General features: G+C 52.3%; 23 protein-coding genes. 19 read left to right on the top strand and 4 right to left on the bottom strand.

Features of this window, described 5'->3' with window-relative positions:
• Positions 1-194: 194 nt before the first annotated feature.
• Positions 195-1,307, bottom strand: a complete 1,113-nt coding sequence (locus ACS5NO_RS26935) for a DUF2911 domain-containing protein (RefSeq protein WP_439418001.1) — start codon at positions 1,305-1,307, stop codon at positions 195-197.
• Positions 1,308-1,498: 191 nt separating this feature from the next.
• Complete coding sequence (locus ACS5NO_RS26940) at positions 1,499-2,236, bottom strand: hypothetical protein (RefSeq protein ID WP_439418002.1); 738 nt, start codon at positions 2,234-2,236, stop codon at positions 1,499-1,501.
• Between the two features lie 277 nt (positions 2,237-2,513).
• On the opposite strand from ACS5NO_RS26940, the gene ACS5NO_RS26945 reads away from it, so the two are divergent.
• The 14 genes from ACS5NO_RS26945 to ACS5NO_RS27010 all read left to right on the top strand — a co-directional run bounded on the left by ACS5NO_RS26945 (position 2,514) and on the right by ACS5NO_RS27010 (position 17,463).
• Positions 2,514-2,807 (top strand): co-chaperone GroES, encoded by a 294-nt coding sequence (locus ACS5NO_RS26945; RefSeq protein WP_114407921.1) that lies wholly within the window; start codon positions 2,514-2,516, stop codon positions 2,805-2,807.
• Positions 2,808-2,902: 95 nt separating this feature from the next.
• Positions 2,903-4,537: a chaperonin GroEL gene (groL, locus tag ACS5NO_RS26950; protein ID WP_114407920.1), complete on the top strand. Its 1,635-nt coding sequence runs from the start codon at positions 2,903-2,905 to the stop codon at positions 4,535-4,537.
• Positions 4,538-4,844: 307 nt separating this feature from the next.
• A complete protein-coding gene (locus ACS5NO_RS26955; protein ID WP_439418003.1) occupies positions 4,845-6,263 on the top strand; it encodes an L-fucose/L-arabinose isomerase family protein in 1,419 nt (472 codons plus the stop codon).
• 6 nt (positions 6,264-6,269) lie between these two features.
• Complete coding sequence (locus ACS5NO_RS26960; RefSeq protein WP_439418004.1) at positions 6,270-7,097, top strand: transketolase; 828 nt, start codon at positions 6,270-6,272, stop codon at positions 7,095-7,097.
• A 20-nt stretch (positions 7,098-7,117) separates the two neighbouring features.
• A complete protein-coding gene (locus ACS5NO_RS26965) occupies positions 7,118-8,092 on the top strand; it encodes a transketolase family protein (RefSeq protein WP_439418005.1) in 975 nt (324 codons plus the stop codon).
• Positions 8,093-8,104: 12 nt separating this feature from the next.
• Positions 8,105-9,514 carry a DUF1593 domain-containing protein gene (locus tag ACS5NO_RS26970; protein WP_439418006.1) on the top strand — a complete coding sequence of 470 codons (1,410 nt, stop codon included), beginning with the start codon at positions 8,105-8,107 and terminating at the stop codon, positions 9,512-9,514.
• A gap of 81 nt (positions 9,515-9,595) precedes the next feature.
• Entirely contained in the window at positions 9,596-10,573 is a 978-nt protein-coding gene (locus tag ACS5NO_RS26975) for a D-ribose ABC transporter substrate-binding protein (RefSeq protein WP_439418007.1), read from the top strand.
• A gap of 140 nt (positions 10,574-10,713) precedes the next feature.
• Positions 10,714-11,343: a DUF2291 domain-containing protein gene (locus ACS5NO_RS26980; protein ID WP_439418008.1), complete on the top strand. Its 630-nt coding sequence runs from the start codon at positions 10,714-10,716 to the stop codon at positions 11,341-11,343.
• Between the two features lies 1 nt (position 11,344).
• On the top strand, positions 11,345-12,847 hold the full coding sequence (locus tag ACS5NO_RS26985) for a sugar ABC transporter ATP-binding protein (protein ID WP_439418009.1): 1,503 nt from the start codon (positions 11,345-11,347) through the stop codon (positions 12,845-12,847).
• Between the two features lie 11 nt (positions 12,848-12,858).
• Entirely contained in the window at positions 12,859-13,839 is a 981-nt protein-coding gene (locus tag ACS5NO_RS26990; RefSeq protein WP_439418010.1) for an ABC transporter permease, read from the top strand.
• Positions 13,840-13,843: 4 nt separating this feature from the next.
• Positions 13,844-15,334, top strand: a complete 1,491-nt coding sequence (locus ACS5NO_RS26995) for an FGGY family carbohydrate kinase (protein ID WP_439418011.1) — start codon at positions 13,844-13,846, stop codon at positions 15,332-15,334.
• Between the two features lie 225 nt (positions 15,335-15,559).
• A complete protein-coding gene (locus tag ACS5NO_RS27000; protein WP_114407910.1) occupies positions 15,560-15,724 on the top strand; it encodes a lmo0937 family membrane protein in 165 nt (54 codons plus the stop codon).
• A 146-nt stretch (positions 15,725-15,870) separates the two neighbouring features.
• The gene (locus ACS5NO_RS27005) at positions 15,871-16,248 is read left to right on the top strand and encodes a hypothetical protein (RefSeq protein ID WP_439418012.1); all 378 of its coding nucleotides are present in this window, start codon (positions 15,871-15,873) and stop codon (positions 16,246-16,248) included.
• A 99-nt stretch (positions 16,249-16,347) separates the two neighbouring features.
• Positions 16,348-17,463: a hypothetical protein gene (locus ACS5NO_RS27010; protein ID WP_439418013.1), complete on the top strand. Its 1,116-nt coding sequence runs from the start codon at positions 16,348-16,350 to the stop codon at positions 17,461-17,463.
• Positions 17,464-17,479: 16 nt separating this feature from the next.
• On the opposite strand, the gene ACS5NO_RS27015 is transcribed toward ACS5NO_RS27010, so the two are convergent.
• Entirely contained in the window at positions 17,480-19,045 is a 1,566-nt protein-coding gene (locus tag ACS5NO_RS27015; RefSeq protein WP_439418014.1) for a glycoside hydrolase family 43 protein, read from the bottom strand.
• Positions 19,046-19,152: 107 nt separating this feature from the next.
• On the opposite strand from ACS5NO_RS27015, the gene ACS5NO_RS27020 reads away from it, so the two are divergent.
• From ACS5NO_RS27020 to ACS5NO_RS27040, 5 genes are all read left to right on the top strand, one after another.
• A complete protein-coding gene (locus ACS5NO_RS27020; RefSeq protein ID WP_439418015.1) occupies positions 19,153-19,920 on the top strand; it encodes a toxin-antitoxin system YwqK family antitoxin in 768 nt (255 codons plus the stop codon).
• Between the two features lie 139 nt (positions 19,921-20,059).
• Positions 20,060-20,383 (top strand): ArsR/SmtB family transcription factor, encoded by a 324-nt coding sequence (locus ACS5NO_RS27025; protein WP_150880507.1) that lies wholly within the window; start codon positions 20,060-20,062, stop codon positions 20,381-20,383.
• Positions 20,384-20,402: 19 nt separating this feature from the next.
• A complete protein-coding gene (locus tag ACS5NO_RS27030; RefSeq protein ID WP_439418016.1) occupies positions 20,403-20,885 on the top strand; it encodes an SRPBCC domain-containing protein in 483 nt (160 codons plus the stop codon).
• Positions 20,886-20,891: 6 nt separating this feature from the next.
• On the top strand, positions 20,892-21,281 hold the full coding sequence (locus ACS5NO_RS27035; protein ID WP_439418017.1) for a DoxX family protein: 390 nt from the start codon (positions 20,892-20,894) through the stop codon (positions 21,279-21,281).
• 49 nt (positions 21,282-21,330) lie between these two features.
• The gene (locus ACS5NO_RS27040; RefSeq protein WP_439418018.1) at positions 21,331-21,894 is read left to right on the top strand and encodes a DUF4256 domain-containing protein; all 564 of its coding nucleotides are present in this window, start codon (positions 21,331-21,333) and stop codon (positions 21,892-21,894) included.
• Between the two features lie 26 nt (positions 21,895-21,920).
• Here the strand turns inward: ACS5NO_RS27040 and ACS5NO_RS27045 are convergent, their stop codons facing one another.
• Complete coding sequence (locus ACS5NO_RS27045; protein WP_439418019.1) at positions 21,921-25,592, bottom strand: sensor histidine kinase; 3,672 nt, start codon at positions 25,590-25,592, stop codon at positions 21,921-21,923.
• Between the last annotated feature and the right edge of the window lie 10 nt (positions 25,593-25,602).

Here is a 25,602-nt window from a genome sequence, read left to right on the forward strand (position 1 = left end):
CGTGCCGGAGGTACGCAATTAAGCCTATATCGCGTACCTCCGGCACGCCTGAAGCGCTTAAAATACCCATTTGCTATTAACATCGGACCCCTCCGGGGTCAATAATCTCACAGTTTGCGTTAAATTAATTTTCTCTGATGTCCTCCGATCAACCGCCGGGCGGCCCCGTCTGTGTAACAACTCCTCTCTAAAACTCACTGATTCGCATCTTTCCCCTCTTCCAGTTTCTTGATCATCGCCGTGACGCCATTCTTATTCAGCTCGTTCGGTGCCTGGGGCAGAGCCGCCTTCAGGTACGGCAACGCTTTTTTGAAATCACCTAGGGCCGACAACCCCCTGCCCATCCCGACGTTGGTCGTAAACTGGTTCGGGTTCTTGTCGTAGTTCACCTTAAAAACCGCATATGCGTCTTTCATCCGTTTCTGCTGGAGTAAGGTGCGCGCATACTGGTGCAATTCATTCATATTTCCCATCGGAACGGCTTCCCTCATCACCGCATCGGCATCGGCCTGTTTGTTGAGGGCCACCAAAACCATCGCTTTCGTGCTGAGCGTCTGGAAATTTTTCTGACCAATGAAGGGCAATCCAACGGCCTGATCGGCCAAGACCAGTGCCTGATCGAGATCGGTTTTGTTTTGGAGGCAATAATTAGCCGCCTGAACGTACGACTGCCACGTAAAGCCCTGCGAGTTGCGCAATTCGTTTTTAAAAGACGCCAACTGAATCTTCACCACATCGGCCTCAATCGTAAACGGGATCAGGCGTTTTTCCCACGAAAGTGCCACCGTTGCCGCGTTGTCCGTCTGGTTGATGAACTCGTATTTGAGCCACTCCACGCTCTTGTCGAGAGGCTGGTTTTTAACCGTCACGCGCAACGCATCCTCCGACGGTTCGTAGAAAAAGCTGCCCCAGGACGTCGCGTTTTTGGAGAAAATAACCGTTGTTTCGGCCTCGCCCAATATCATGTGCAGCCCGTACGTTCCGGCGGGGAGGTCTTTGCCCTCGACTTTAACATCATTCGAAAACGAAATGACGGTATTTTCGTTGGCACCTGCCCGCCAGGGAGCGGCTTTGCTGGTGCCGAAACCGAGGTCCACCAGTCCATAATGGGCCACCGGTGTTCCCCAAACCTTTCCCTCCCGCCCTTTCACACCGGGGCGGCTGTAGTGAATGGCGATTTTTGTCAGGCCAATTTGCTCCGAAACGAAAGCTTTTTTGTTGCCGCCATCGGGAATAGCGGTGAGTTGCTGGGCGGAAGCCAGCATTGAATTGAGAACCAGAATGAATAAGATAAACCGTGTTTTCATGGTGTTGTCGATAAAGTGTTTACCGTCAAAATAAACGCATGAAAACCGGGTGTAGCTCCCGCACTCTGGGGGATTTTAGAGAGCGTTACACAGAGTTGATCGGAGGACATCAGAGGTAATCAGAGAAATTAATGTAAACTCTGATTACCTCTGATATCCTCCGATCAACTCTGTGTAACGAACTACTCTTTTTACTCTGAAACCTCCCGCTCCACCAACCGCTCAGCCATGGGCAGCAACGTTTCCTCCAGCGGCAGACGACGTTTTGATTCCACCATGAACGTGGCCGGGTTGGGCAGGAACGGCCGACGGCGGATCAGTTCCAGTTTCAGGGTTTCGTAGGTCCGCCCGACGCCTTTCCGCACGGAGTCGATGTAGCGCGTCCGGATTGGCTGGCGGCCGGTTTGCGTCGTCGACAGGGCTAATCCCGGCAAAGACAACCCCGTCCAGGTCAGGCTGAAATAATAGATATGGGTCTGGGAATGAGACGACCAATGGAGAAAAATATAGCCTTCATCCCGGCGCAGCGGCAGCATACCGATGGGAGTCAGCGTCAGATTTGCGGCCAGTTCGTCGGCCATTTCCTGCCCTTTCGTCAGGGTTTGTCCAAACCGGGGCAGGGCGAAATTCATGATGGAGTCGATTTCTGACATATACTCATCGTCTTCCTGCCGGGGCTGGTACCGTACCGTAAGACTTTCGGGGTCAATTCCGGTGGCGTCCTTGGGGAATGAAGCAGAAAGCGTACCTTTGCGGTTCCGAAAACGGAGGCCGGTCTCGTAATGATCCCGCAATTCCGTCAGGTCAGGGTATAACTTTTTGTCAGAGAAGTGTTGCTGAACGTTTTGCAGATAGGCCAGAACGACAAATTTTTTGTACTCTAAATCAATCAGTCCTTGCGTCAACCAGTCTTTCTGAAGTTTTTTCATAGTGAAAACGAATGAAGAACAGACAGTCTTGTTGTTTAGTAAGTTAACGAAAATTCACATTCTGCCAAATAGTGTTTGGCGTTTTTTTTCTCCGACCAAAAAGGCTTTGCCCTAACCCACTGATTACCAAACTGACATTATAAATCGGAAATTTTGTCAGTATTACCAGAAAAAAGTGGTCTGGCACAATAAGTGACCAAAATCGACCGTCAGTTCGACAGTATGTCGGGCCCTAGTTAAGCACAAAACAATTTAACTTCTAAAACACAAGCCCATTATGGAAGCACTAACGGAAAGTAAAGTAAACGTAAGACCGTTGGCTGACCGGGTGCTGGTTGAACCAGCTCCTGCTGAAGAAAAAACCGCATTTGGTATCATCATCCCCGACACCGCCAAAGAAAAGCCACAACGTGGAACGATTGTCGCCGTTGGCACGGGCAAGAAAGATGAGCCTCTGACCGTTCAGGTTGGCGATACCGTTTTGTACGGTAAGTATGCCGGTACCGAAATCACCGTTGAGGGAAAAGAATACCTCATCATGCGTGAGTCGGACATTTTTGCCATTATCTAAGGTTCTCCCGCCAGCCCCGGTTCAGTTTAAACTGACACTGGCTGCCCGGAAACCCGTTTGCATTACTCGTTAAAACCATTAATTCCTTTTCACTCATGTCTAAGAAAATATTTTTTGATATCGACGCCCGCGATCGGATCAAGAAGGGTGTTGATACCCTCGCCGACGCTGTTAAAGTAACGTTGGGACCAAAAGGCCGGAACGTTATTCTGGATAAAAAATTCGGCTCACCGGCGATCACCAAAGATGGTGTTACCGTTGCCAAAGAAATTGAACTGAAAGACGCCATCGAAAACATGGGCGCTCAATTGGTGAAAGAAGTCGCTTCCAAAACCGCTGATTCAGCCGGTGACGGAACCACGACGGCTACCGTTCTGGCCCAGGCGATCTACTCGATCGGGGTGAAAAACGTAGCAGCCGGTGCCAACCCGATGGACCTGAAACGCGGTATCGACAAAGCGGTTATCGCTGTAGTTGACAACCTGCGTTCACAGTCACGCGCCATCGAAACGTCGAAAGAAATTGCTCAGGTAGCAACAATCTCGGCGAACAGCGATGAGGAAATCGGCCAGATGATTGCCGATGCCATGGAAAAAGTGGGTAAAGAAGGTGTGATCACCGTTGAGGAAGCGCGTGGTACGGAAACGGAAGTAAAAACCGTTGAAGGGATGCAGTTTGACCGCGGTTATCTGTCGGCTTACTTCGTGACCAATACCGACAAAATGGAAGTTGAACTGGACCGTCCGTTCATTCTGATCTCGGAGAAAAAAGTTTCTTCGATGAAAGAATTGCTGCCGGTTCTGGAGCAAGTTGCTCAAACCGGTCGTCCGTTGCTGATCATCGCCGAAGATGTCGATGGTGAAGCACTGGCTACGCTGGTTGTCAACAAAATCCGTGGTGCCCTCAAAGTGGCCGCTGTGAAAGCTCCGGGCTTTGGCGATCGCCGGAAAGCCATGCTGGAAGACATTGCTATCCTGACGGGTGGCCAGGTCATCGCCGAAGAGCGTGGTTTCAAACTGGAAAACACTTCTATTGAATTTTTAGGCACTGCCGAAAAAATCATCATCGACAAGGATAACACAACTGTTATCAATGGTGCAGGTGAAAAAGAAGACATTACGGGCCGTGTAAACCAGATCAAATCACAGATCGAAAACACGACTTCCGATTACGACAAGGAAAAACTACAGGAACGTCTGGCGAAACTGTCGGGCGGTGTAGCGATTCTGTACATCGGTGCTGCTACCGAAGTAGAAATGAAAGAAAAGAAAGACCGCGTTGATGATGCCCTGCACGCAACCCGCGCTGCGGTTGAAGAAGGTATCGTTGCCGGTGGTGGTGTTGCTTTCATCCGGACGATCAAGTCATTGGATGCGGTTGAAACCCGCAACGAAGACGAAAAAACCGGTGTAAACATCATCCGCGTTGCGCTGGAATCTCCGTTGCGGACGATTGTAGCCAACGCTGGTGGCGAAAGCTCCGTGGTTGTGAACGCGGTGAAAGCCGGCGAAGGCGACTACGGTTACAACGCCCGCGAAGATCGTTACGAAAACATGGTGGAAGCTGGTATCATCGACCCGACGAAAGTAACCCGTCTGGCCCTGGAAAATGCCGCTTCGATCGCTGGCTTGTTGTTGACCACCGAGTGTGTGATTGCCGACGAACCGGAAGAAGCACCGGCTGGTGGTGGCGGACATGGCCACCCAGGTGGCATGGGCGGCATGATGTAATCATCCCCTCAGCTTACGCATACAAAAGCCCCCGGCAGTCTGTCGGGGGCTTTTTTGGTTTTATCTTTTGCCAATCGCGCGTCCAGGCGGTTGGATGACGCATTTCAAACGAAAGAATACAAAAATTAAATAAAGCTAAAAACCATAAAATGATATAATTTTCCTACTATTAAGTTTTAAAATGCCGACCTATTTTTTCGTTTACTATTTTTTACTTTCGTTTATTTTGTAAATTGCTTCGATTTATCGGATTTCGGGTAGCACGAAACCTGCCAATCATTCTACGACCATTGCCCCTTAACTTACTATGACCAAGAAAGAAAGCGCTCCCATCAGTCTGGGTGTCATCATTGGAAACCGTGACTTTTTCCCGGATCGGCTGGTGGCCGAGTCGCGGGTCGAAATCATCGACATCCTGAAAAGCCAAAACGTCAATCCGATTTTACTGGAAACGGAAGAAACTAAACTGGGCGGAGTGGAAACGTTTCAGGACGCCCGGAAATGTGCGGATTTGTTCAAAAAGCACCGCGACGAAATCAGCGGCATTCTGGTGATTCTGCCCAATTTCGGCGATGAACGGGGCGTCGCAGAAACCCTGAAACTGGCCGACTTGAACGTTCCGGTGCTGATTCAGGCCTATCCCGACGATCTGAACAAACTGGATGTCGCCCGCCGACGGGATTCATGGTGCGGAAAGATTTCGGTTTGTAATAACCTCTACCAGTTCGGCATCAAATATACCCTGACGACCAAACACGTCGTTCATCCAACCGATCCGAGTTTTACGCAGGATTTGCAGAATTTTATCGGGGTTTGTCGAGTCGTACGGGGTTTGCAGAAAGTCCGGATTGGTGCCGTGGGTGCCCGGCCGGGCGGATTCAACACGGTTCGCTACAGCGAAAAAATTCTTCAGCGCAACGGCATTTCGGTGGTGACCGTCGATTTGTCCGAAATTCTGGGGAATGCCAACAAGCTGACCAAAGACGACATCAGCGTCAAAAACCGCCTGGAAGCCATTAAAGCGTATACGCCAACGGGCCGCACACCGGATGAGAAGCTGGTGCAGATCGCCAAACTGGACGTGGTGCTGAATGACTTCGTGGAACAGAATTCCCTCGACGCCACCGCCATTCAGTGCTGGACCTCCATTCAGCAGAATTACGGCTGCAACGTCTGTACCAGCATGAGCATGATGAGTGAAAACATGTTGCCGAGTGCCTGCGAGGTCGATGTGACGGGAACACTGAGCATGTACGCCATGCAACTGGCCTCCGGTTCGCCCAGCGCGCTGGTCGACTGGAACAACAATTACGCCGACGACGAAAATAAGTGCGTGCTGTTTCATTGTGGCAACTGGGCGAAGTCGTTTTTACCGGACATTGAAATTAGTACCGCCCCGATTCTGGGGACCAGCGTCGGGGAAGAAAATACGTACGGAGCCCTGTCGGGTCGCACCCCGGCCTCTCCCCTCACCTTCGGCCGCATCAGCACCGACGATTCCAAAGGCATCATCAAAGCCTACATTGGCGAAGGCCAACTGACCGACGATGCCCTGAATACCTTCGGAAACCGGGCGGTAGCCCAAATTCCGAATTTGCAGGGGCTCATGCAGTACGTTTGCCGCAACGGTTTTGAACACCATGTGGTGATGAATGCGTCCAAAACCGCCGGTATTTTGAAAGAAGCCTTTGAAAACTACATGGGCTGGGACGTGTACGAACATTAAGAAAGCATGACTGAACAGGAATTAGCCCGCAAGTCCGTCGACTATCGCCGGAAGATTCTCAAGTATATCGTCGAAGCGAAAGCCGGGCATACCGGAGGAAGTCTGTCGTGCGTGGACATTCTGAATGTGCTGTATAACCACGTTCTGAACGTCGGTCCGGACAACTTCAGGTCGCCCCTGCGCGACCGCTACATTCAGAGCAAGGGCCATACGGTGGAAGCCTTGTACGTCGTATTGGCAGACAAAGGTTTTTTCCCGGAATCGGATTTGATGACCCTGTGTAAATACGGTTCGCATTACATTGGTCACCCGACCCGCAAAGTCAACGGCATCGAGCAGAATACCGGTTCGCTGGGACACGGCCTGTCGCTCAGCGTCGGAACCGCCCTGGCCGCCAAACTGGACGACCTCTCCTACCGGGTTTTCACGATGCTCGGCGACGGCGAATTACCCGAAGGTTCCAACTGGGAAGGGGCGTTGTTAGCGTCTCATTACAAGCTCGATAACCTCTGCGCCATCATCGACAACAACGGTTTGCAAATTTCAGGGGCCACGACCGACGTCTGCAATACGGACCCCATCGACCGGAAATTTGAAGCATTCGGCTGGGAAGTCCGGCACGTCGACGGACATGATTTGGGAGCGTTGAAGGAAACCTTTGCGGCTTTGCCTTTTACGGTCGGCAAACCCAGCCTCGTGATTGCACACACGGTCAAAGGCCGGGGCATCAGTTACATGGAAAACCAGTTGAAATGGCACCACGGCGTGCCGAATCCCGATCAATATACCCACGCGCTGGCAGAGTTGGCGGAGGCCGAGGCCGTTCTCCGCTGAGAAACGAACGATTGATAGACATGGCAGAAATCACGCAAAACGAACTTGTTACGTATAAAGCCAACCTCGACGTTTTTTCGGGAACGCTTCAGGAACTGGCCAGCACCGACAAAACGATTCTGGTCGTAACCAGTGACTCGCGGGGTTCGGGAAAGCTGGTGCCTTTTGGCCAGAAATTCCCGGCGCAGATGGTCGAAATCGGGATTGCCGAGCAAAATCTGGTGGGCGTCGCGGCCGGTTTGGCCTCGACCGGCAAAAAAGTGTTTGCGGTTTCTCCCGCCTGTTTTCTGACGGCCCGTTCGTTTGAACAGATCAAAACCGACGTCGCGTATTCCGATAACCCGGTCAAACTCATCGGCATCAGTGCCGGTGTAAGCTACGGCGCGTTGGGCTCGACCCACCACAGTTTGCACGATTTTGCGGCTTTGCGGGCGGTCCACAACCTGATCATTGTTGTTCCGGCGGATAATTTTGAAACGGAACAGGCCATTCGATTAGCGGCCCAAACCGAACATCCCATTTACATCAGGTTCGGCAAAAAAGCGATGCCCTTGTTGACCGAAGACCCGAACCGCCGGTTTGAATTCGGGAAAGGCAGTGTTGTCCGGGAAGGGAATGACTTGATCATTATCGGAACGGGCGAAACCGTCTATCCGGCCATTCAGGCGGCCCGGCGGCTGGAAACCCTGTACGGTATTCGGTCGACGGTGGTCAGTATGCACACCATCAAACCGCTGGATTACGAGTTGCTGGCACAGCTCGCTTCAAGCGGTGTTCCGATTGTCACGGTGGAAGAACACAGTGTATACGGGGGCTTGGGCGAAGCCTGTGCTTCGTTCCTGATGCAGAACGGTTTTCGTAATTCGTTTAAAATCATGGGTATCCCGGATGAATACACCGTTACGGGTTCCCAGATCGAGATCTTCCATCATTACGGTTTGTCCGAAGAAGGCATTGCCGAAACCGGGCTGAACCTGGTTCGGAAAACGGCTTAACCTTTCCTACCCATGAAAAACGTATTCCTACCCCTCCTCTCCTTCATCGTATTGCTATCGTCAGGCATTTGTCAGGCGCAGGAAGCCAGAAAACTCCGGGTGCTGGTGTTGACCGACATTGAAAATGAACCCGATGACGCCCAGTCAATGGTGCGGTTTCTGACCTATTCCAATCAATGGGATGTGGAAGGACTGATCGCTACAACCTCAGTGCATCAACGAAACCGGGTGGCGCCCGAGCGGATTCAGCGGATTGTTCAGGCCTACGGAAAAGTGCGGAACAACCTGCTGCTCCACGAAAAAGGCTATCCCGAAACCGACTACCTGCTCAGTCGCATCAAACCGGCGATTCCCAAATACGGTATGGATGCCGTTGGGCCGGGCAACGACTCGGAAGGCTCGGAACACATCATCGCCGTGGTGGACCGGAAAGACGACCGCCCGGTCTGGATTCCAATCTGGGGCGGAGCCAATTGCCTGGGACAGGCCCTCTGGAAAGTCAGGCAAACCCGCACCCCCGAAGAAGTGGAGCAGTTTGTGTCCAAAATCCGGGTCTATACCATTTCTGATCAGGATGACGCCGGGCCGTGGATTCGCAAGACCTTCCCTACCCTTTTTTACATTATTAGTCCCGGTTTTCACGCCCGGGGCGGCTACCATTATTCCACCTGGCGCGGCATCAGTGGCGACGGCTTCACGCGGGGATTCGACGGTGCCGATTCCAATCTGGTCAATAACCGCTGGCTGGACGAAAATATTCGAAAAAACCACGGACCACTCGGTGCCGAACACCCGCACACAGATTTCATCATGGAAGGAGACACGCCCAGCTTTCTTGGCCTGATTACCAACGGCTTGAGCGATCCGGAACACCCCAACTACGGTAGTTGGGGCGGCCGTTACGAGCTGTATACACCCCGCACCCGCAAGTGGTTTCTGGAACCCGAAACCCGCCCCATCTGGACCGACACCGAAGACGAGGTGGTGGGCATCGACGGAGCCTGGCACAACAGCAACAAAGCGACCATCTGGCGCTGGCGGCAGGCCTACCAACACGACTTTGCCGCCCGCATCGACTGGACCGTCAAACCGTACAAGGAAGCCAACCACCCGCCGGTGGCGGTTTTGAAACACGCCAATCAATTGCGGGTAAAAAGTGGGGAGAAAGTGGTTTTAAGTGCGGACGGATCAACCGATCCCGATGGAAATTCGCTCTCCTACGAATGGATTTATTACCGCGAACCAGGGACTTTTGAAAGCAACCGGCCGCTCGAAATTCAGGATAACCGGCAAAAGTCGGCTTTTTTGACGGCCCCAAAAGTGACCCAACCGGAGACACTGCATGTCATTCTGGCCGTAACCGATAACGGCAAACCGGCCCTGACCCGTTATCAGCGGGTGATTGTGACGGTATTTCCGTAAAAATGGGGCCTTTACCGCTGTTAGCGTGTTTCCAACACGCTAACAGCGGCTACTTACTTTAATCGATTGTGCAACAACACCATGAACCAGGCATTCTTTCCTAAAAAAATACCGCTATTCGCCTTGATCATCACGCTCCTGATTTTCGGTGGATGCCAGAAAACGTCCAGCGAAAACCAGCCTAAACAGGTTGCGGTCATTATTTCGACGCTGAACAATCCCTGGTTTGTGGTGCTGGCCGAAACGGCAGCCGCCCAGGCGAAATCGCTGGGATACGAAGCCAAAATCTTTGACTCCCAGAACAATACGGCGCTGGAAACCGATCATTTCGAAAACGCCATTGTCTCCGGTTTCGACGCCATCCTGTTCAATCCAACGGATGCCGACGGTTCGGTCGTGAATGTTCTGAAAGCCAAAGAAGCGGGTATTCCGGTGTTTTGTATGGACCGTGAAGTCAATTCGAGCGGGGCGGCAACCTCCCAGATTCTGTCCGACAACTACGCGGGCTGCGTGGCCATCGGGAAATATTTTGTGCAGACGATCCCGAAAAAACCGTCAGGCGACGCGATCAAATATGTCGAAATCCTGGGTCTGGTGGGCGACAACAACACCTGGAACCGGTCGAAGGGATTCCACAGCGTCGTGGATTCGTACCCGGCTTTCAAGATGGTAGCCCAGCAAAGTGCCGATTTCGACCGGAACAAGGCCCTGGAAGTGGTCGAATCGATCTTGCAGGCCCACCCCGACATCGACGGGATTTTCTGCGGGAACGATGCCATGGCGATGGGAGCTTACCAGGCCGTAATGGCGGCTGGAAAAACCCGCGAAATCAAAGTCTACGGTTTCGACGGAGCACTGGATGTCATCGAGTCGATCAGCAACGGAAAAATCATGGCGACCGGCCTGCAATCACCCGAGACAATGGCGAAAACCGCTGCGCTGTATGCCGGCGACTATTTTAAGGGGAAACGGGATTTCCCGCAAAAAATGCCGGTAGCCGTCGAGCTGGTTTCGCAAGCTAACATCAAGGATTACAGCGCATTGATTAAACGAAACTAGGACTTTCGCTTTTGCCCCTAAATCCCCTAAAGGGGACTTTCTGCATCCGGATTTAGCTGCGTCCAAGTCCACTTTAGGGGATTTAGGGGCAAAAAGCGAAAGTGTAAATAATTATCAGACGTAGTCCTAGAAACTAAACCATGAATAAACCCGGATTAAAGTATGGAGCCTTGCTTCTGCTGCTGGCGGTAGTGGTCTATCATTCCGTTTATTTCAAAAAACTGGACGAAGTGAAGGCCAAAGGTGCCCGGACGCAGTTCGATGCGACAGCCTACGCCGATGCCTTCTGGAAAACCAAACTGCTGCCCGCAACAACCAAAGCAACCGACCTGAACACCTTGATTCAGGCCTTGAAAACCGACAAAGACCAGGCGTTTGCTGCACATTCCAACGCGATGAGCATCGGCAACATCCGGTATTTTCTGGTCAAAGGGCAGGGTAAAATAACCGCAGTTCGCGATCAGGAGGTCACGGTTTCGCTGACCAACGGACCTGACATCATCGTGGCCACGGAATACATTTTCGGAAATGCCGCCCGCGATGCATCAGGGCTGATCAGCCTGACGGAGTTTACCAGTACGATGGATTTGAACAATGTCTCGGCGGAAATCAACCAGATTATTCGGAAGCGGGTGGTGGCTCCCTTTAAAACCAGCGTAAAAACCGGGATGGAAGTGGAGTTTACGGGTGCCATCGAACTGAACCAGGCCCATTTGCATACCGAAGCCATCGAAGTCATTCCGATTTCCATCCGGTCCGTGGGTACGTGATATGCTAAGAGCGGAAAACATAACGAAGCGATTTTCGGGGGTAACCGCGCTGGACGCCGTTTGCCTAGAATTTCAGGCCGGAAAAGTGACGGCGGTGATTGGTGAAAACGGTGCCGGAAAGTCCACGCTAATGAAAATCCTGTCGGGTGTTTATCCCGACTACGAAGGCCAGATTTGGTACAAGGGGAATCCTGTTCGGTTTACCTCTCCCCGCGACGCGCAGGACTGCGGCATTGCCATCATCCACCAGGAACTGAACCTGATTCCGTACCTGAACATCACCGAAAACATCTTTCTGGGCCGCGAACTGACAACCCGCTGGGGAACACTCGACAAGAAGGCAATGCGACTGCGGACCGGGCAACTGCTCGACCGGCTGAGTCTGTCCATCAGCCCCGACACGCTGGTTTCGGAGCTGAAAGTGGGACAGCAGCAGGTGGTCGAAATCGCCAAAGCGCTACTGATCGACTCGGAAGTGATCATCATGGATGAACCCACCTCGGCCATCAGCGAAAGCGAGGTGGAAGTGCTGTTCAGAATTATCGCGGATTTAAAAAAGGAACAGAAAGCCATCGTTTATATCTCGCACAAACTGGACGAACTGTTCAAAATGGCCGACCGGTTTGTGGTGCTGCGCGACGGAAAATCCATCGAATCCGGCGAAATGCAGGGCATGACCCACGATGACATCATTCGAAGAATGGTTGGACGGGCGGTTCATACCATCCGTCGGCAAGCCGGTTTTTTGTCTCCCAAACCGCTGCTGTCGGTGGAGAATCTGTGCCTGAAGCACCCCGAGCGAACGCAGGAAAACCAGCTCAAGAACATTTCCTTCAGCGTGGGGCGGGGCGAAATCGTCGGTATTTTCGGGCTGATGGGCGCGGGACGAACCGAATTGCTGGAAACGCTTTTTGGCCTGCATCCGAAGCGAACCAGCGGCAAAATTCGGCTGGATGAGCAGGAAAGGCATTTTAAGTCACCCGGCGACGCCATCGCAGCGGGTTTGGCACTGGTGCCGGAAGACCGGAAGAAAGACGGACTTGTACTGGGGCTGGATGTACGGACGAACATCAGTTTGACCAACCTCAAAAGCATTGAACGAAACGGACTGCTCAGCCGGGCGAAAGAATCCAGCCTGGCAAACCAATACATCACCGACCTGAACATCAAAACATCCTCGGAGCGGCAAACCGCCCGGAACCTGAGCGGGGGAAACCAGCAGAAAATCGTTCTGTCAAAATGGCTGGCGACCCATCCCAAACTATTGATGCTGGACGAGCCTACGCGTGGCATCGATGTCAACGCCAAAAATGAAATCTACAAGCTCATTCTGCAACTAGCCGACGAAGGCATGGGCATTCTCGTAGTTTCCTCGGAACTCCCGGAAATTCTGGCGATTTCCGACCGCATTCTGGTCATGAGCGAAGGAAGTCTAACGTCCGAACTCCCCGCCGATGCCTCGGAAGACGAGATTCTGAAAGCCGCTATTCCTCAAACCATTTAACAAAGGCATCCATGCAAATCTCCTTGCAAACCTACCGACCCGTTATCCTGAAATTTCAATCGCTGATTGCCCTGCTCCTGCTTTGCATCACGATCGGTTTACTGTCTGACAAGTTTTTTACTGTAGCCAACGGCTGGAACGTTCTGCGGCAAATCTCGGTCAACATCTGCATTTCCGTCGGCATGACGCTGGTGGTGCTGACGGCCGGCATCGACCTGTCCGTCGGTTCGGTGCTGGCGCTTTCGGGTGCCATTGCCGCCGGTTTGCTCCGGAACGGAATTGAACTCCCCGCCAGTAATCTGTATATCGGTTTTACGGTTTTCGGAGCCATTGTCGCCGGTATTCTGACCGGCAGTTTGCTCGGCTGGTTCAACGGCTGGGCGATCACCCGGTTTAAACTGCCACCGTTTGTCGCCACCCTGGCCATGCTCACCATCGCCCGGGGTTTGACGATGCTGTGGACCGAAGGATTTCCCATCACCGGTTTGGGCGATTCGTTCACCTTCCTCGGAACCGGCTGGTTTTTAGGCATTCCGCTGCCGGTCTGGATTTCCGGTGGTATTGTACTGGTCACGGTTTTACTCATGGATCAGACCCGGTTTGGCCGGTACGTCTACGCCATTGGCGGCAGCGAAAGTGCGGCCCGGCTGTCGGGCGTCAACATCAATCGCATCAAAATAGGGGTCTACACCCTGGCCGGTGCGCTGGCGGCAGTCGGTGGATTGCTGGTGACGTCCCGGCTGGATTCGGCGCAACCCAATGCCGGAACGAGCTACGAACTGGATTCCATCGCGGCCGTGGTGATTGGTGGCACCTCGCTGTCGGGCGGACGGGGCAGCATCCTCGGCACAGTGCAGGGCGCGGTTATCATCGGCGTTTTGAACAACGGGCTGGTGCTGTTAAACGTTTCGCCGTTCTGGCAGCAGGTTGTCAAGGGAATCGTCATCCTACTGGCCGTTATCATCGACAAATCCAGCACCAAAGGCGAGTAAGAACATGGAAAACAGCTTTATTCTGGCGATTGACCAAGGCACGAGCAGTACGAAAACGCTGCTGTTTAACGAACACGGAGAAGCCGTTGCGCGGGCGTCGGAACCGCTCAGAACCCGGTATTACGGCGACGGTTACGTCGAGCAGGACCCAGAACAGCTATTCGCCAATGTGCTGGCTTCTGTCAAAAAATGCCTCGAAACTTTTGCAGCTCAGGGTGGTGATCTTCGGGCCATTCGGACCTGTGGCATTTCAAACCAGCGCGAAACCTTCGTCGTCTGGGATCGGGCCGGTATGCCGCTCTACAACGCCATCGTGTGGCAGTGTAAACGCTCGATCGAGGTGTGTGAGCGTCTCAAATCCGAAGGACTGGAAGAGCAGGTAAAAACGAAAACCGGTCTGTTCATCGATCCTTATTTTTCGGGAACCAAACTGATCTGGCTCTACGAAAACAACGAAAAAGTGCGCCAGGCCGTCGATGCCGGAAATGCGTACTTTGGTACGGTCGATACGTGGCTGCTCTACCAGTTAACCGACGGCCAGACCTATTTTACAGACTACACCAACGCATCCCGAACGCTGTTTTTTAACCTGAAAACGCTGGACTGGGACATGGAACTGCTGGCAGCTTTTGGTTTATCCCAACTGAATCTCCCCCAGCCCAAACCGTCGGCTTTTTCGTTCGGCGCGTCGAATTTCAACGGTTTATTCGATCATCTTCTTCCAATTACCGCCCTCATCGGCGACTCCCACGCGGCTGCGTTTGGCGAGGGGTGTTTTGAACCCGGCACCGCCAAGGCGACGTTGGGAACGGGCTGTTCCATCCTCATGAACATTGGCTCGGAGCTTCAGGAGTCAAAACGCGGAATGGTTTCTACGGTTTGCTGGAGCACCGAAGACCGCGTGGACTACGCCCTGGAAGGCGTCATCGTCACCTGCGGGGCCACCATCGAATGGCTAAAAAATAGCCTGAACCTCTTTGCTGAAAGCCGGGAAACCGAAGCGATGGCTACAGCCGTCAGCGACAACGGCGGGGTCTATATCATTCCGGCGTTCAGCGGTTTGGGAGCGCCCCACTGGCAGATGGCCCGCAAGGCAACCATTTCCGGACTCACGTTCGGTTCCAGTAAAAACCACCTCGTTCGGGCGGCCCTGGAGTCGATTCCCTACCAGATTAAGGACGTCATCGTGGCAATGGAAGCGGACACGGGAATCCACTTGCAGGAATTGATGGTGAACGGTGGAATGACCGCCAACGGATTTATCCTGCAATTTCTGGCGGATTTGCTTGGCAAAATGGTCGTCAACGGCGGTATGCCGGATGTTTCGGCGCTGGGTGCGGCTTACCTCGCCGGATTAAAAGCCGGTATTTATCCAAGTCTGACTCACCTCAAAAGTCTGAATACCGGGAAGAAGTCGATCCACCCGGAAGATGCCAGGACTACACAACTTTATTATGCTGACTGGCTGGCCGCCCTGGGCGAAACCCGAAACTGATTCTTTTTACGTCCCTCCCAAGGAATAAAAGCGCACTATCCGAAAGAAGTGGGTAGTATTTTCTACACAATGACACCAGTTTTGTGTCATTTATGGGTACAACTTTTCGCTAAAAAATCAGGAAACAGCCGTTTTTTGCTCAAAAACCGCCTTTCCCACAATTGGCACGCATTTTTCTAAACCATAACCGTATCACAGTTTCATTAAACCAAAACAGGAAACGTCATGGGAAATTTGCTTTATGTCATTGCGGTGATTTTAATCATCATTTGGCTGGTAGGATTATTGGGCTTTGGTAGTTTTGGTATGGGTAACATCATCCACGTTTTGCTGGTGATCGCCGTCATTGCCATTATCTTACGATTGATTCGCGGAGACCGGGTTGTGTAAATAGCCGAAATCAACAAATCATATAGGCAAAGCCTCCGGAATTTTCCGGGGGCTTTTTGCTTTTCGATCAATTTTGCTTTCTCCGTTAAACCTTCGCTGCCGATACGCATCCAAAACACATTAACGAACAACAATTCGATACGAACATGAAAAAGATATTGATAATGGTAACGGCTGTGGCCCTAATGATTGGCGGTTGTACGACGCAAAGGCCTACTGTGAACGACCGCTACGACCGAAATGATGATCGCTATGGCCGTTACGATAACCCCAACGTTCGGGAGATTCCCCTCGAAAATAAACTGGAACGCTGGCAGAACGAACTGAACCTGACCAACCGCCAGAAACGCGAAATCAGGAACATTCAGGATCGCTACGAGCGCCGGGGCCTGACGCGGAATGAACGCAACGACCGTCGGCAATACCGGCAGTTGCAACAACAGAAACGGAAAGATTTACTCTCCGTGCTGACCTCCCGGCAACGCGACCGGCTTTATCAACTGGAACAACGAAACCGGAGCTAAAACCGGCACAGACTAATGAACGATGGGCATCCGAACGGTGCCCTTTTTCTTTTTTCGGGAAATCAATACCTTGCCGCCCAATCCTGTTCCTGAACCTTCATGAAAAACCGTTCCTTTGCCTTACTTGTCAGCCTGTCTTTTCTTTGTTTTCTCCCTCACTGGTCGGTCGGCCAATCCAAACCACCCAAACGAAAAACGACGGTTTCCATCGTGGGCGACCAGTTCTACATCAACGGCAAACCCACCTTCAAAGGACGCACCTGGAATGGTCACAAGATTGAAGGACTTTTGCCCAATTCCCGCATGGTACAGGGTATTTTTGACGACCGAAATCCGGAAACCCGCTCCAAGTGGGCCTATCCCGACACCAAAACCTGGGACCCTAACCGCAACACCGCGGAGTTTGTGGCCGCCATGCCGGTTTGGAAAAAACACGGTTTGCTGGCCATCACCCTCAATTTGCAGGGCGGAAGCCCGGAAGGTTACTCCAAAAACCAGCCTTGGATCAATTCGATGTTCAACCCAAACGGCAGTTATGAACCTCACTTTGCCAACCGGCTCAAGCGAATTCTGGACAAGGCCGACGAGCTGGGCATGGTAGTTATCCTCGGTTTGTTCTATTTCGGGCAAGATGAGTACTTAAAAAATGAAGCGGCTGTCGTCAATGCCGTAGACAATACGATGGAAATTTTGGCTAATGGCGGTTATCGGAATGTGTTGATCGAGATCAACAACGAGTGTGACATCCGGTATGACCACGACATTTTGAAAGCGGAGCGCGTTCATGAACTGATCCGGCGCGTGAAAGCGAAAAAACGAAACGGCCACCGGTTTCTGGTCAGCACGAGCTACAGTGGCGGGAAAATCCCGCAAGAGAACGTGGTGCGGGAAGCAGACTATCTGATTCTACACGGCAATGGCGTGAAAGAAGCTTCCAAAATTGTCGACATGGTTCAGCAAACCCGCGCCGTGGCCGGGTACCGCCCCATGCCGCTGGTCTTCAACGAAGACGATCATTTCGATTTTGATAAACCCGCCAACAATTTTCAGGCCGCTACTACTGCCTACGCGTCCTGGGGATTCTTCGATTACCGCCTGAAGGACGAAGGTTTCAACGACGGCTATCAGTCCATTCCCGTCAACTGGCAGATCAGTTCACCCCGGAAGAAAGCGTTTTTTGATTATTTAAAGGAAATTACGGGCGGTTTACCCTGAAAACCGGTCTGGTTTTTCAATGATACTGCATCCCAATAGACCGCACGACCCCGTAGCCCTGTTTTTCACCGGAAACACTCAGGCCAATGCGCGGGGCACGATCCCAGCGGGGCAGGTAGCCGCCATTGACCGGCATCGTTAGCAAAGGTTCGGGCTTCCCTCCTTCCGTCGACCAGGAAAAATCGTAAAGCTGGCCGAAACGGCTTTTTAGCTGCAAATGAACCGCAGCGGTTGTCGTCGGCAGTGGTTGTGATTTCAGGATTTGCCGGACACCTTCTTTCACCTGCCAGAGTTCCAGCGTTCTTTTGCGAACCCCGAACCCCAGCGCATTCGCAGCATCGCCGTAAAGCGTGATGCTTTGCAACACATCCGGTTGCGGCTCAACCGTGGTTGAAAAGGTATAGGTGCCTTTTTTAACCACAAATCCCAGAAAATTCCCGATTGGCGTAGCGACGGTGTTTTGCATTTTGAACGAACCACCCGCCACGCTGAACACCGGTTTTGGCAAGCTGACATCCCACACCCAGGGCAAATTACCCACCGGTTTTCCAAAATCGACGGCTAAATTGACATCCGTTTTCTGCCCCATTCGGGTGGGCGATTCGGCCTGCGCGGGCGTCGTGGTTCCGTAGCGGAAAACCGGCCACTGCGTTTTTTCATCCCAAACCAGCTCACTCAGAACACCCTGGCGGCCCGTAAACGTAAAATCGGTGCCATTGTAGGCGTGATGCAAATAGAAATAGCGGTTGTCGGGGGTCGTCACGACGGTTCCGTGTCCGGGGCATTTCCAAGTATCGTCGCCCACCAGCACCGGATTGCCGGCGTATTTTTCCCACGGCCCCTGCAGTTTTTCGGCGCGAGCAAAACCGACCTGGTAGTTGCAATTGGCTCCGCAACAGGTATTGCCCGAATAGAGCATGTAGAAATACCGTCCCCGTTTAAACAACGCCTGCCCTTCGGCGCCACCCGCTTCCCAGTTGCCGCGTTCTGCCGTTAGCAGCGTAAACGCCTTGCCGGTCACCTTCAACCCATCGGGCGACAGTTCAGCCCCCAATAGCTCGATGGCTTTTCCTTTGTCCAGCCCGTAGGCTTTCCAGGTGATGTAGCGTTTCCCCTGATCTTCCAGCACAAAGGCGTCGATGGCTTCAGACGTCCATTCGAGCAGGACGCCCTGATCGGTAAAGCCTTTCCGCAGGTCGCGGGTGGTGGCCACGCCGATAAACGAACGCTGGTCTGATTTCCGGCGGGCGGTATAATAGACGTAAAAAATCCCGTTGCGGTGATACAGTTCCGGCGCCCAGAAACTCCCCATCGTCCATTCGGGCAGGGCGGAGAAAACCGGGCCTACATACGCCCAGTTGACCAGGTCCTTCGACGAATAAATTGGGTAGGCGGGTGCCCATTCAGACGACGTACCAGCCGCGTAGTAGGTGTCGCCCACGCGGATGACCGACGGATCGGCAAAATCACCGGCAATAACCGGATTGCGGTACGTAACCGTCGGACCTGGTTGCGGACCTGACTGCGCCAGACCCTGAAAAAATAAAAAAAATGTAGCAATGATTATATAAATTGACTTCATGCGCTATTTTTAGTTACTGAATGAACAGGCTGACCCGATTTCGGTTGAACAAAAGTACGCGTTCGCAGCTATATAGTACGTGAAAAGTAAAATCCATTCCGCGCCCGATGAACAGCTTCTTTCTGATAGCCCTGGCCACCTTGCTGGTCGCCCAGCCCGACGACGAAAACAAGAAAAGTCGCCGGATGAAGAACCGGATTGAACGCCGGGAATTTCAGAATTCGATTGAGGAAGTCACCTACCACGATCGTTGGAAACGTGTGGCAACCTTCCGCGTGTATGACAAAGCCAACCGGCGGCTTTTGGAAGAACATTACCGGGATTTTCAGCTCCGAATTCGCCACGGACAAACCCGGGCCTGGTATCCGAACGGACAACTGCACTGGACCTGCGATTTTAAAGATAGCCAGATCAACGGCCCCTATTTTTCGTATTATGAAGATGGCTCCCCGAAACGCCGGGAATTATACAAACTGGGAACAGCCCGGAAAGGCGAATGTTTTACGCCCGAAGGAATACCGGTTGACTGCCAGCCCCTCATCAAAAAAGCAGAATTTGAAGGCGGTAAAAAGCAATTTATCACCGTATTGAAGGAGCGGCTTCGTCACATTCAGCCCACTGAGCCGTCGGTATTTTTCACGCTGGAAGGAACCCTGTCGGAAGAGGGCATTCTGTTTGGCCTCAAGCCACTGGCCTACATCCAAAACCGCCCCCCGGCCGAGCGCGAACTGGCCCGTCAACTTGTAACGGCCCTGCGGGATATGCCCCGCTGGCAACCCGTTATCGTTGATGATCAGCCCATTGCCAGCGATTTACTGATCAGCATCTATTTCAGCAATGGCAAAGTCTACGGCGGCAGTTACGACATCCAGTAACGCCAGTTCTGTTACGGCAACTGCCCAACCTTTTCCTCCAACTTTCGTGGATCAGCCTTCCCCTGTCTGATAGAAAAAATTTAGAAAATTTTGCGTAGTCAAACAGCTACATATATATTTGTAGCCAAATGACTACACAATGAATTTACGACGAGATGTATTCCAGGCCCTGGCCGACCCGACCCGCCGGGCCATCCTGCTGCTGGTGGCTTCCCACTCGATGACGGCAGGAGCCATCGCATCTAACTTTGACACCGCAAGACCGACCGTTTCCAAACATTTGCAAATACTGACCGAGTGCGAATTACTGGAACAGCACCAAAACGGCCGGGAAATGTACTATTCCATCAATGCGAAAAAGATGAAAGAAGTAGCGGATTTTATCGAACCATTCCGTGCAATGTGGGATGATCGGTTCAACAAATTGGAAACCCTTATGAAAAATTATAAACCCGGACAATAGACGGATACAACAGGCTGGTATGGAACGAAAAACAAAAATAATGGCCGAAGACGGCAAACAGGAATTGGTGATTACGCGGGAATTTGAATTGCCCGTATCGTTACTTTTTAAAGCCTACACAGAGGCTGATCTGGTGGCGCAATGGATGGGAACGAAGGTGCTGAAACTTGAAAATAAAAAGCACGGCAGTTGGCAGTTTGAAACCGCCGATGCGCAGGGAAATGTGGTATTTCAGTCCCATGGCGTGATTCATGAATTGGTATCGAACCGGAAAATCACCCGTACCTTCGAGATGGAAAACACGCCCGGTTCGGCGATCCGATTTGAGGCTCAGCTTGAATTCCTGGAATTCGAACACCTGACCGATGATACCAGCAAACTCACGATGCACATTGTCTACCGATCCGTGGCCCTCCGGGACCAGATGCTGCGGCTCCCCTTCGCTCAAGGTATCAACATGGCTCACAACCGCTTACAGGAAATCTTACGCCCTTTAAACTAACCGGAAATGACAAAGAGAAATAAACTAATCTACTGGATTTCCACGATCTGGCTGGCCCTGGGAATGCTGTCAACCGGAATCGTACAATTAATTAAAATGAAAGAAGAAGTTGACATGATGACCCGTTTGGGTTATCCCATCTATTTTTTAACGTTGATCGGAATTTGGAAAATAGCCGGTGTTATCGCCATTCTCATCCCTAAATTTCCGTTACTCAAGGAATGGACCTATGCCGGCTTTTTCTTCGCCATGTCGGGGGCGGTTTTTTCTCATTTAGTCGTACGGGATGACGCTAAAGAATTGTTTGGTCCCCTGTTATTGCTAATCTTAACCGGTGTATCCTGGTCTTTCAGGCCGGTCGACAGAAAGTTTAGTATGCGCCAGTCAGTAGGATGATGAAGGCTTGAATCAACAGTTAGAAAAAACGTATAACAAATCTATCAGAATGAGCCATCGAAACGAATTGTCTTCCCAACAACGCGAAGAACTTCTGGAAATTTTAAAAGCCCGTTTTGAGAAAAACAAGAACCGCCACGCCGGGCTAGAGTGGGCGAAAGTGCAGGCCAGACTGGAAGCGAATCCGGCCAAACTGTGGTCGCTCGACGATATGGAAAGCACGGGTGGTGAACCGGATGTGGTGGGCTATGATCAGAAGACGGACGAATACATTTTTTACGATTGCTCGGCGGAAAGTCCCAAAGGCCGCCGAAGCCTTTGCTACGACCATGCAGCGCTGGAATCCAGGAAAGAAAACAAACCGGCAAACAGTGCCGTCGAGATGGCGTCAGACATGGGCATCGAGCTCTTAACGGAAGACCAATACCGGGCCTTGCAGCAACTGGGAACATTCGACACCAAAACATCGAGCTGGATTCAAACCCCTGCCGAGATCCGAAAACTCGGTGGTGCGCTCTTTTGCGACCGTCGCTACAACACGGTTTTCGTCTATCACAACGGTGCCGAATCATACTATGCGGCCCGGGCGTTCCGTGGCTCGTTGCGGGTTTAACCAGTCCGCAAAATCGCCACCATACGCTAATCACCCAAAACCGGCAGCGTCATCTGAATCTCGGTGTACTCGCCTTCTTTCGAGCTGATTTCGATTTTCCCCCGGTGGAGTTGCACAATGTCCTTGGTCATGAACAGGCCAAGGCCGGTGCCTTTGGAGGTGGGTTTGGTGGTAAAAAACGGGTTGAAAAGATTCGCAATTTCCCGCTGCGGAATACCTTTGCCGTTGTCGCGGATGCGTACAATAACGTGATCATCAACCCGACTGGTAACAATCCGTACTTCGGGCATGAAGTCTTTGGTCAGCTTGCTCTTTTCGAACAGGGTATAATACGAATTGCTCACAATGTTCTGAACCACCTGCCCGAATTCGTTCGGTAGCAGGCTGGTTCGGACGGGCTTTTTGTCCAGATTCAGCACCAGATTGATGGCAAAATCCGGGTAATCGCCTTTCATTTCGTGCAAAGCAATCCGGGCTTTGGTTTCAACAAACTGATTGAGATCGGTGTCCTGAAAATCCCGGGATTTTTCCCGCAGCAATACCTGCATGTCTTTCAGAATTCGGGTCGTGCTGGCGCTATGTTCCTGAATTTTAGCCAGATTCATCTTCAACACGTCCAGATCATCCATGATGTCGTCCCGCACATCGGCGCTGAGCACGTCCTGCTCCTTTTTAAGCCGGTCGGTAAATTCGTGGATGATCTCTTCCGACAATTGGGAGAAATTGCTGACGTAATTGAGTGGGTTCAAAATCCGATCCACGATGCCTTTGGTCAACTGCCCAACCGACGCCAGCCGCTCCTGACGGATCAGTTCGTGCTGCGTGGCGCGGAGGTCGTGCAACGTATTTTCGAGATTTTCCAGCAACCGGGTTTTGATGAAAGCGGCAATGAGGTGTTCCCGCAGATTCCCGATCATGCTGATGTCGCGCTGGTCGAACGCGCCCGAACGGGTGGTGTTTTCGAGCGTAATGAACCCTTCGATGTGGCCTTTATTCTCGATCACAATGGTAATCAACGACTTGGGCGTATCCAGATCATCGATCGGATTGTTCAACGGTTCGTAATAGACGTCATTTTTCAGGTAAATATCTTCGAATATTTCGACGGTTTGCGACAGGTAGCGGTTTTCGGCCTGTTCGCGCGTGAGCCCTATCGACGCCACGTGCGCCAACTCCAGATTACTCCGCAGCGCCTTGAAGTGGTACGAATTCGTCGGTTTGTCATACACCAAAAAGCTCGCGCTCGTCATGTTCCGAATCACTGAAAACTTCGTCAGAATGGTCTGGAACAGGTTCGCAAAGTCGATTTCCGCGTTGATCGACTGCACAATGAGGTCGATTTTTTCGAGTTGATCGTTCTTGATCGCCAGTTCTTCCGACTGCTTTTCCAGCTCCGATTTCTGGCTGACCACCTCTTCGGTTCGCTCCTGAATCAGCGTTTCCAGCGCCTGTTTTTCCCGCATCAGCACTTTCAGTCGCCAACGCACCAGGAGGTAAATGAGCAAACCGGCAGCCAGAACAAACAGCGTGATCACCCACCAACGACCATACCAGGGCGGAAAGACCCGGAAGGAATAGGTCGCTTCCCGACTCGGGGTTTCGTAAATATTCCGGGCGCGCACCCGAAACACGTAGTTGCCCGGCGGCAGGTTGGTGTATTCTTTCTTGCTCTCCGGCGTCCAGTCCGACCAGGCTTTGTCGTAATTTTCGAGCCGGTATTGAAAAGTCAGCCCTTTTGCAATCGGGAAACTGGCCGCTGAATACTCAAAACTCACGTCACTGAACCGGTTTTTCTCGTCCAGCGTCTGGACTTTCCGAATCAGAGCCTGGTACGGCAACGCGTATTTTTTGGCAATACCGGCATTGTACCGAATCACGCCATCGCGCCCGCCAAACCACACCAGCCCCTGCTGATCCAGGTAAATAACGTTGACCGGCGAGGTGGAAATCGGCAGAAACGGCGTCGTAAATTCCTTGAATCCGTTGCCCTGCTTTTGATACAGCGTCACACGTTTTTTGTCGCCTTCCACCGTCCAGATGTTCCCGCTCCGGTCTTCCATCAGGTTATTTTTCCAATACGCCGTCCCTGGTTTTTCCGTACCAAACGGATTGTAGGCGGCAAAGCGGTTTTGCTGCGGATTGTACCGATAAATGCCTTTTTCGTTGAAAACCAGCACGCCCTGCGTCGTAACCGCAACGCGGTTGTAAAACAACGTAGGCAACCCCTGCTGGCTTTCTACCACCTGAACCCCGTTGGTCGTAGCGATCAGCCGGTGTAAACCCGCCGTCAGCGTTTCGAGCCAAACCGTGCCGGATGGATCTTCGTGGATGCCGACCACACGCTCGGAAAAACCGGAAATGGGCCGATAGGACGATAGTTTACTACGGGGAACCGTCAGAATGCCCACCCCGTTCTCCGTTCCGACGTACAGACGCGAAGGGTCTTTTAGAGAGGCTGACAGGCTGAGTGCATACGCCTGCGTCAGAGCCTGTTTTTGGTTACCGATCAGTTGATAAACGCCTTTGCTGGTGGCAACAAAAAGCGAACCGGCGGCTTCGGCCAGCGAAAAACAGCTCATGTTCAGGCCCGGCACCGGGCGAACGGCCGCGTTGGTCAGTTGAAAAAGGCCGTTTACCGCAGCCAGATAAACCGTACTTCCCACCCGCCGAATGTCCATAATTTCGCCCGTCAGCCGCGACGACGTGCCGAACAGGGTCAGTTGCGAAGGCACCTCCATCTGCGCCAGACCGTTGTTAAGCGCCAGCCAGACGTTCCCTTCACGGTCGGTAAACATCGCATTGACGAGTTGGTCGGTCAGTCCCTCGATGCCCCGAATAATCTGTTTGAGCTGCCCATCGGAATTCAGGATCAATATACCGCCCCGCAAGGTGCTGATGGCAATGCTGCGATCACTCAACACCACACCACTGGTGGCCTGATGGGCCGAAAGAAAGGCGTTGACCGGGCTGGTGAAAACGTCGATGGTGTTGTTGGACAACTGAAAAAGGCCCTGGTTGCTGGTGATTAGCAGCGACTTATCTTTATTCAAAGGCAAGATGTCAAGCAAGTCAAACAGCACCGGCACGTTTCCGTTCTGGCGGACCGGGGTGATCGAACCGTTCCGAAACACGCCTAAACCGCTTTGTTTCCGAAACAGATAGAGCGATTGATTGACCTCAAACGCCGACAGAACCGCCTGCTCCACCGCCCATTCGTTGACGGTTTTTCCGTTCCAGCGAAACACCCGGTTTTGGCAAATGAAGTAGATTCCATCCGGCATTTCGACCACCGACAGCACCTCGGCAAACCGGCTTTTGACCCGCTGACTCAGACTGACAAACCCGAGCGTTCCGGTGCTGTCGGCTTTCAGAAAACCAAATTCGCCATTGGCTCCTACGTAAATGGTGCCGTTTTTGGCCCGCAGCAACGCCGACACTTTCGTAATGTTGGTGGTCGGGATAGTTCGCCAGTTCAATCCGTCGTATTCGAGCACCCCGGCGAAATTACCGACGTAAATGACGCCCCGCTGGTCCTGTGTTATGGCAAAATTTTGCCCGTTCGCGTTGTATTGGTCGGGCAAATAAATCCGCGTCGGCGGCACGCCTTCATCCGCCCCGCCAGACTGTCCAACCGCCATCCCGGCGTTTACCAGCATGAACAGGGCAATCCAGCAAAGGCATGATCCAAACCGACTCATCGTTTCCAGC

Source organism: Larkinella fluvii, from assembly GCF_051857545.1.
In the GTDB taxonomy this organism is placed as follows: domain Bacteria; phylum Bacteroidota; class Bacteroidia; order Cytophagales; family Spirosomataceae; genus Larkinella.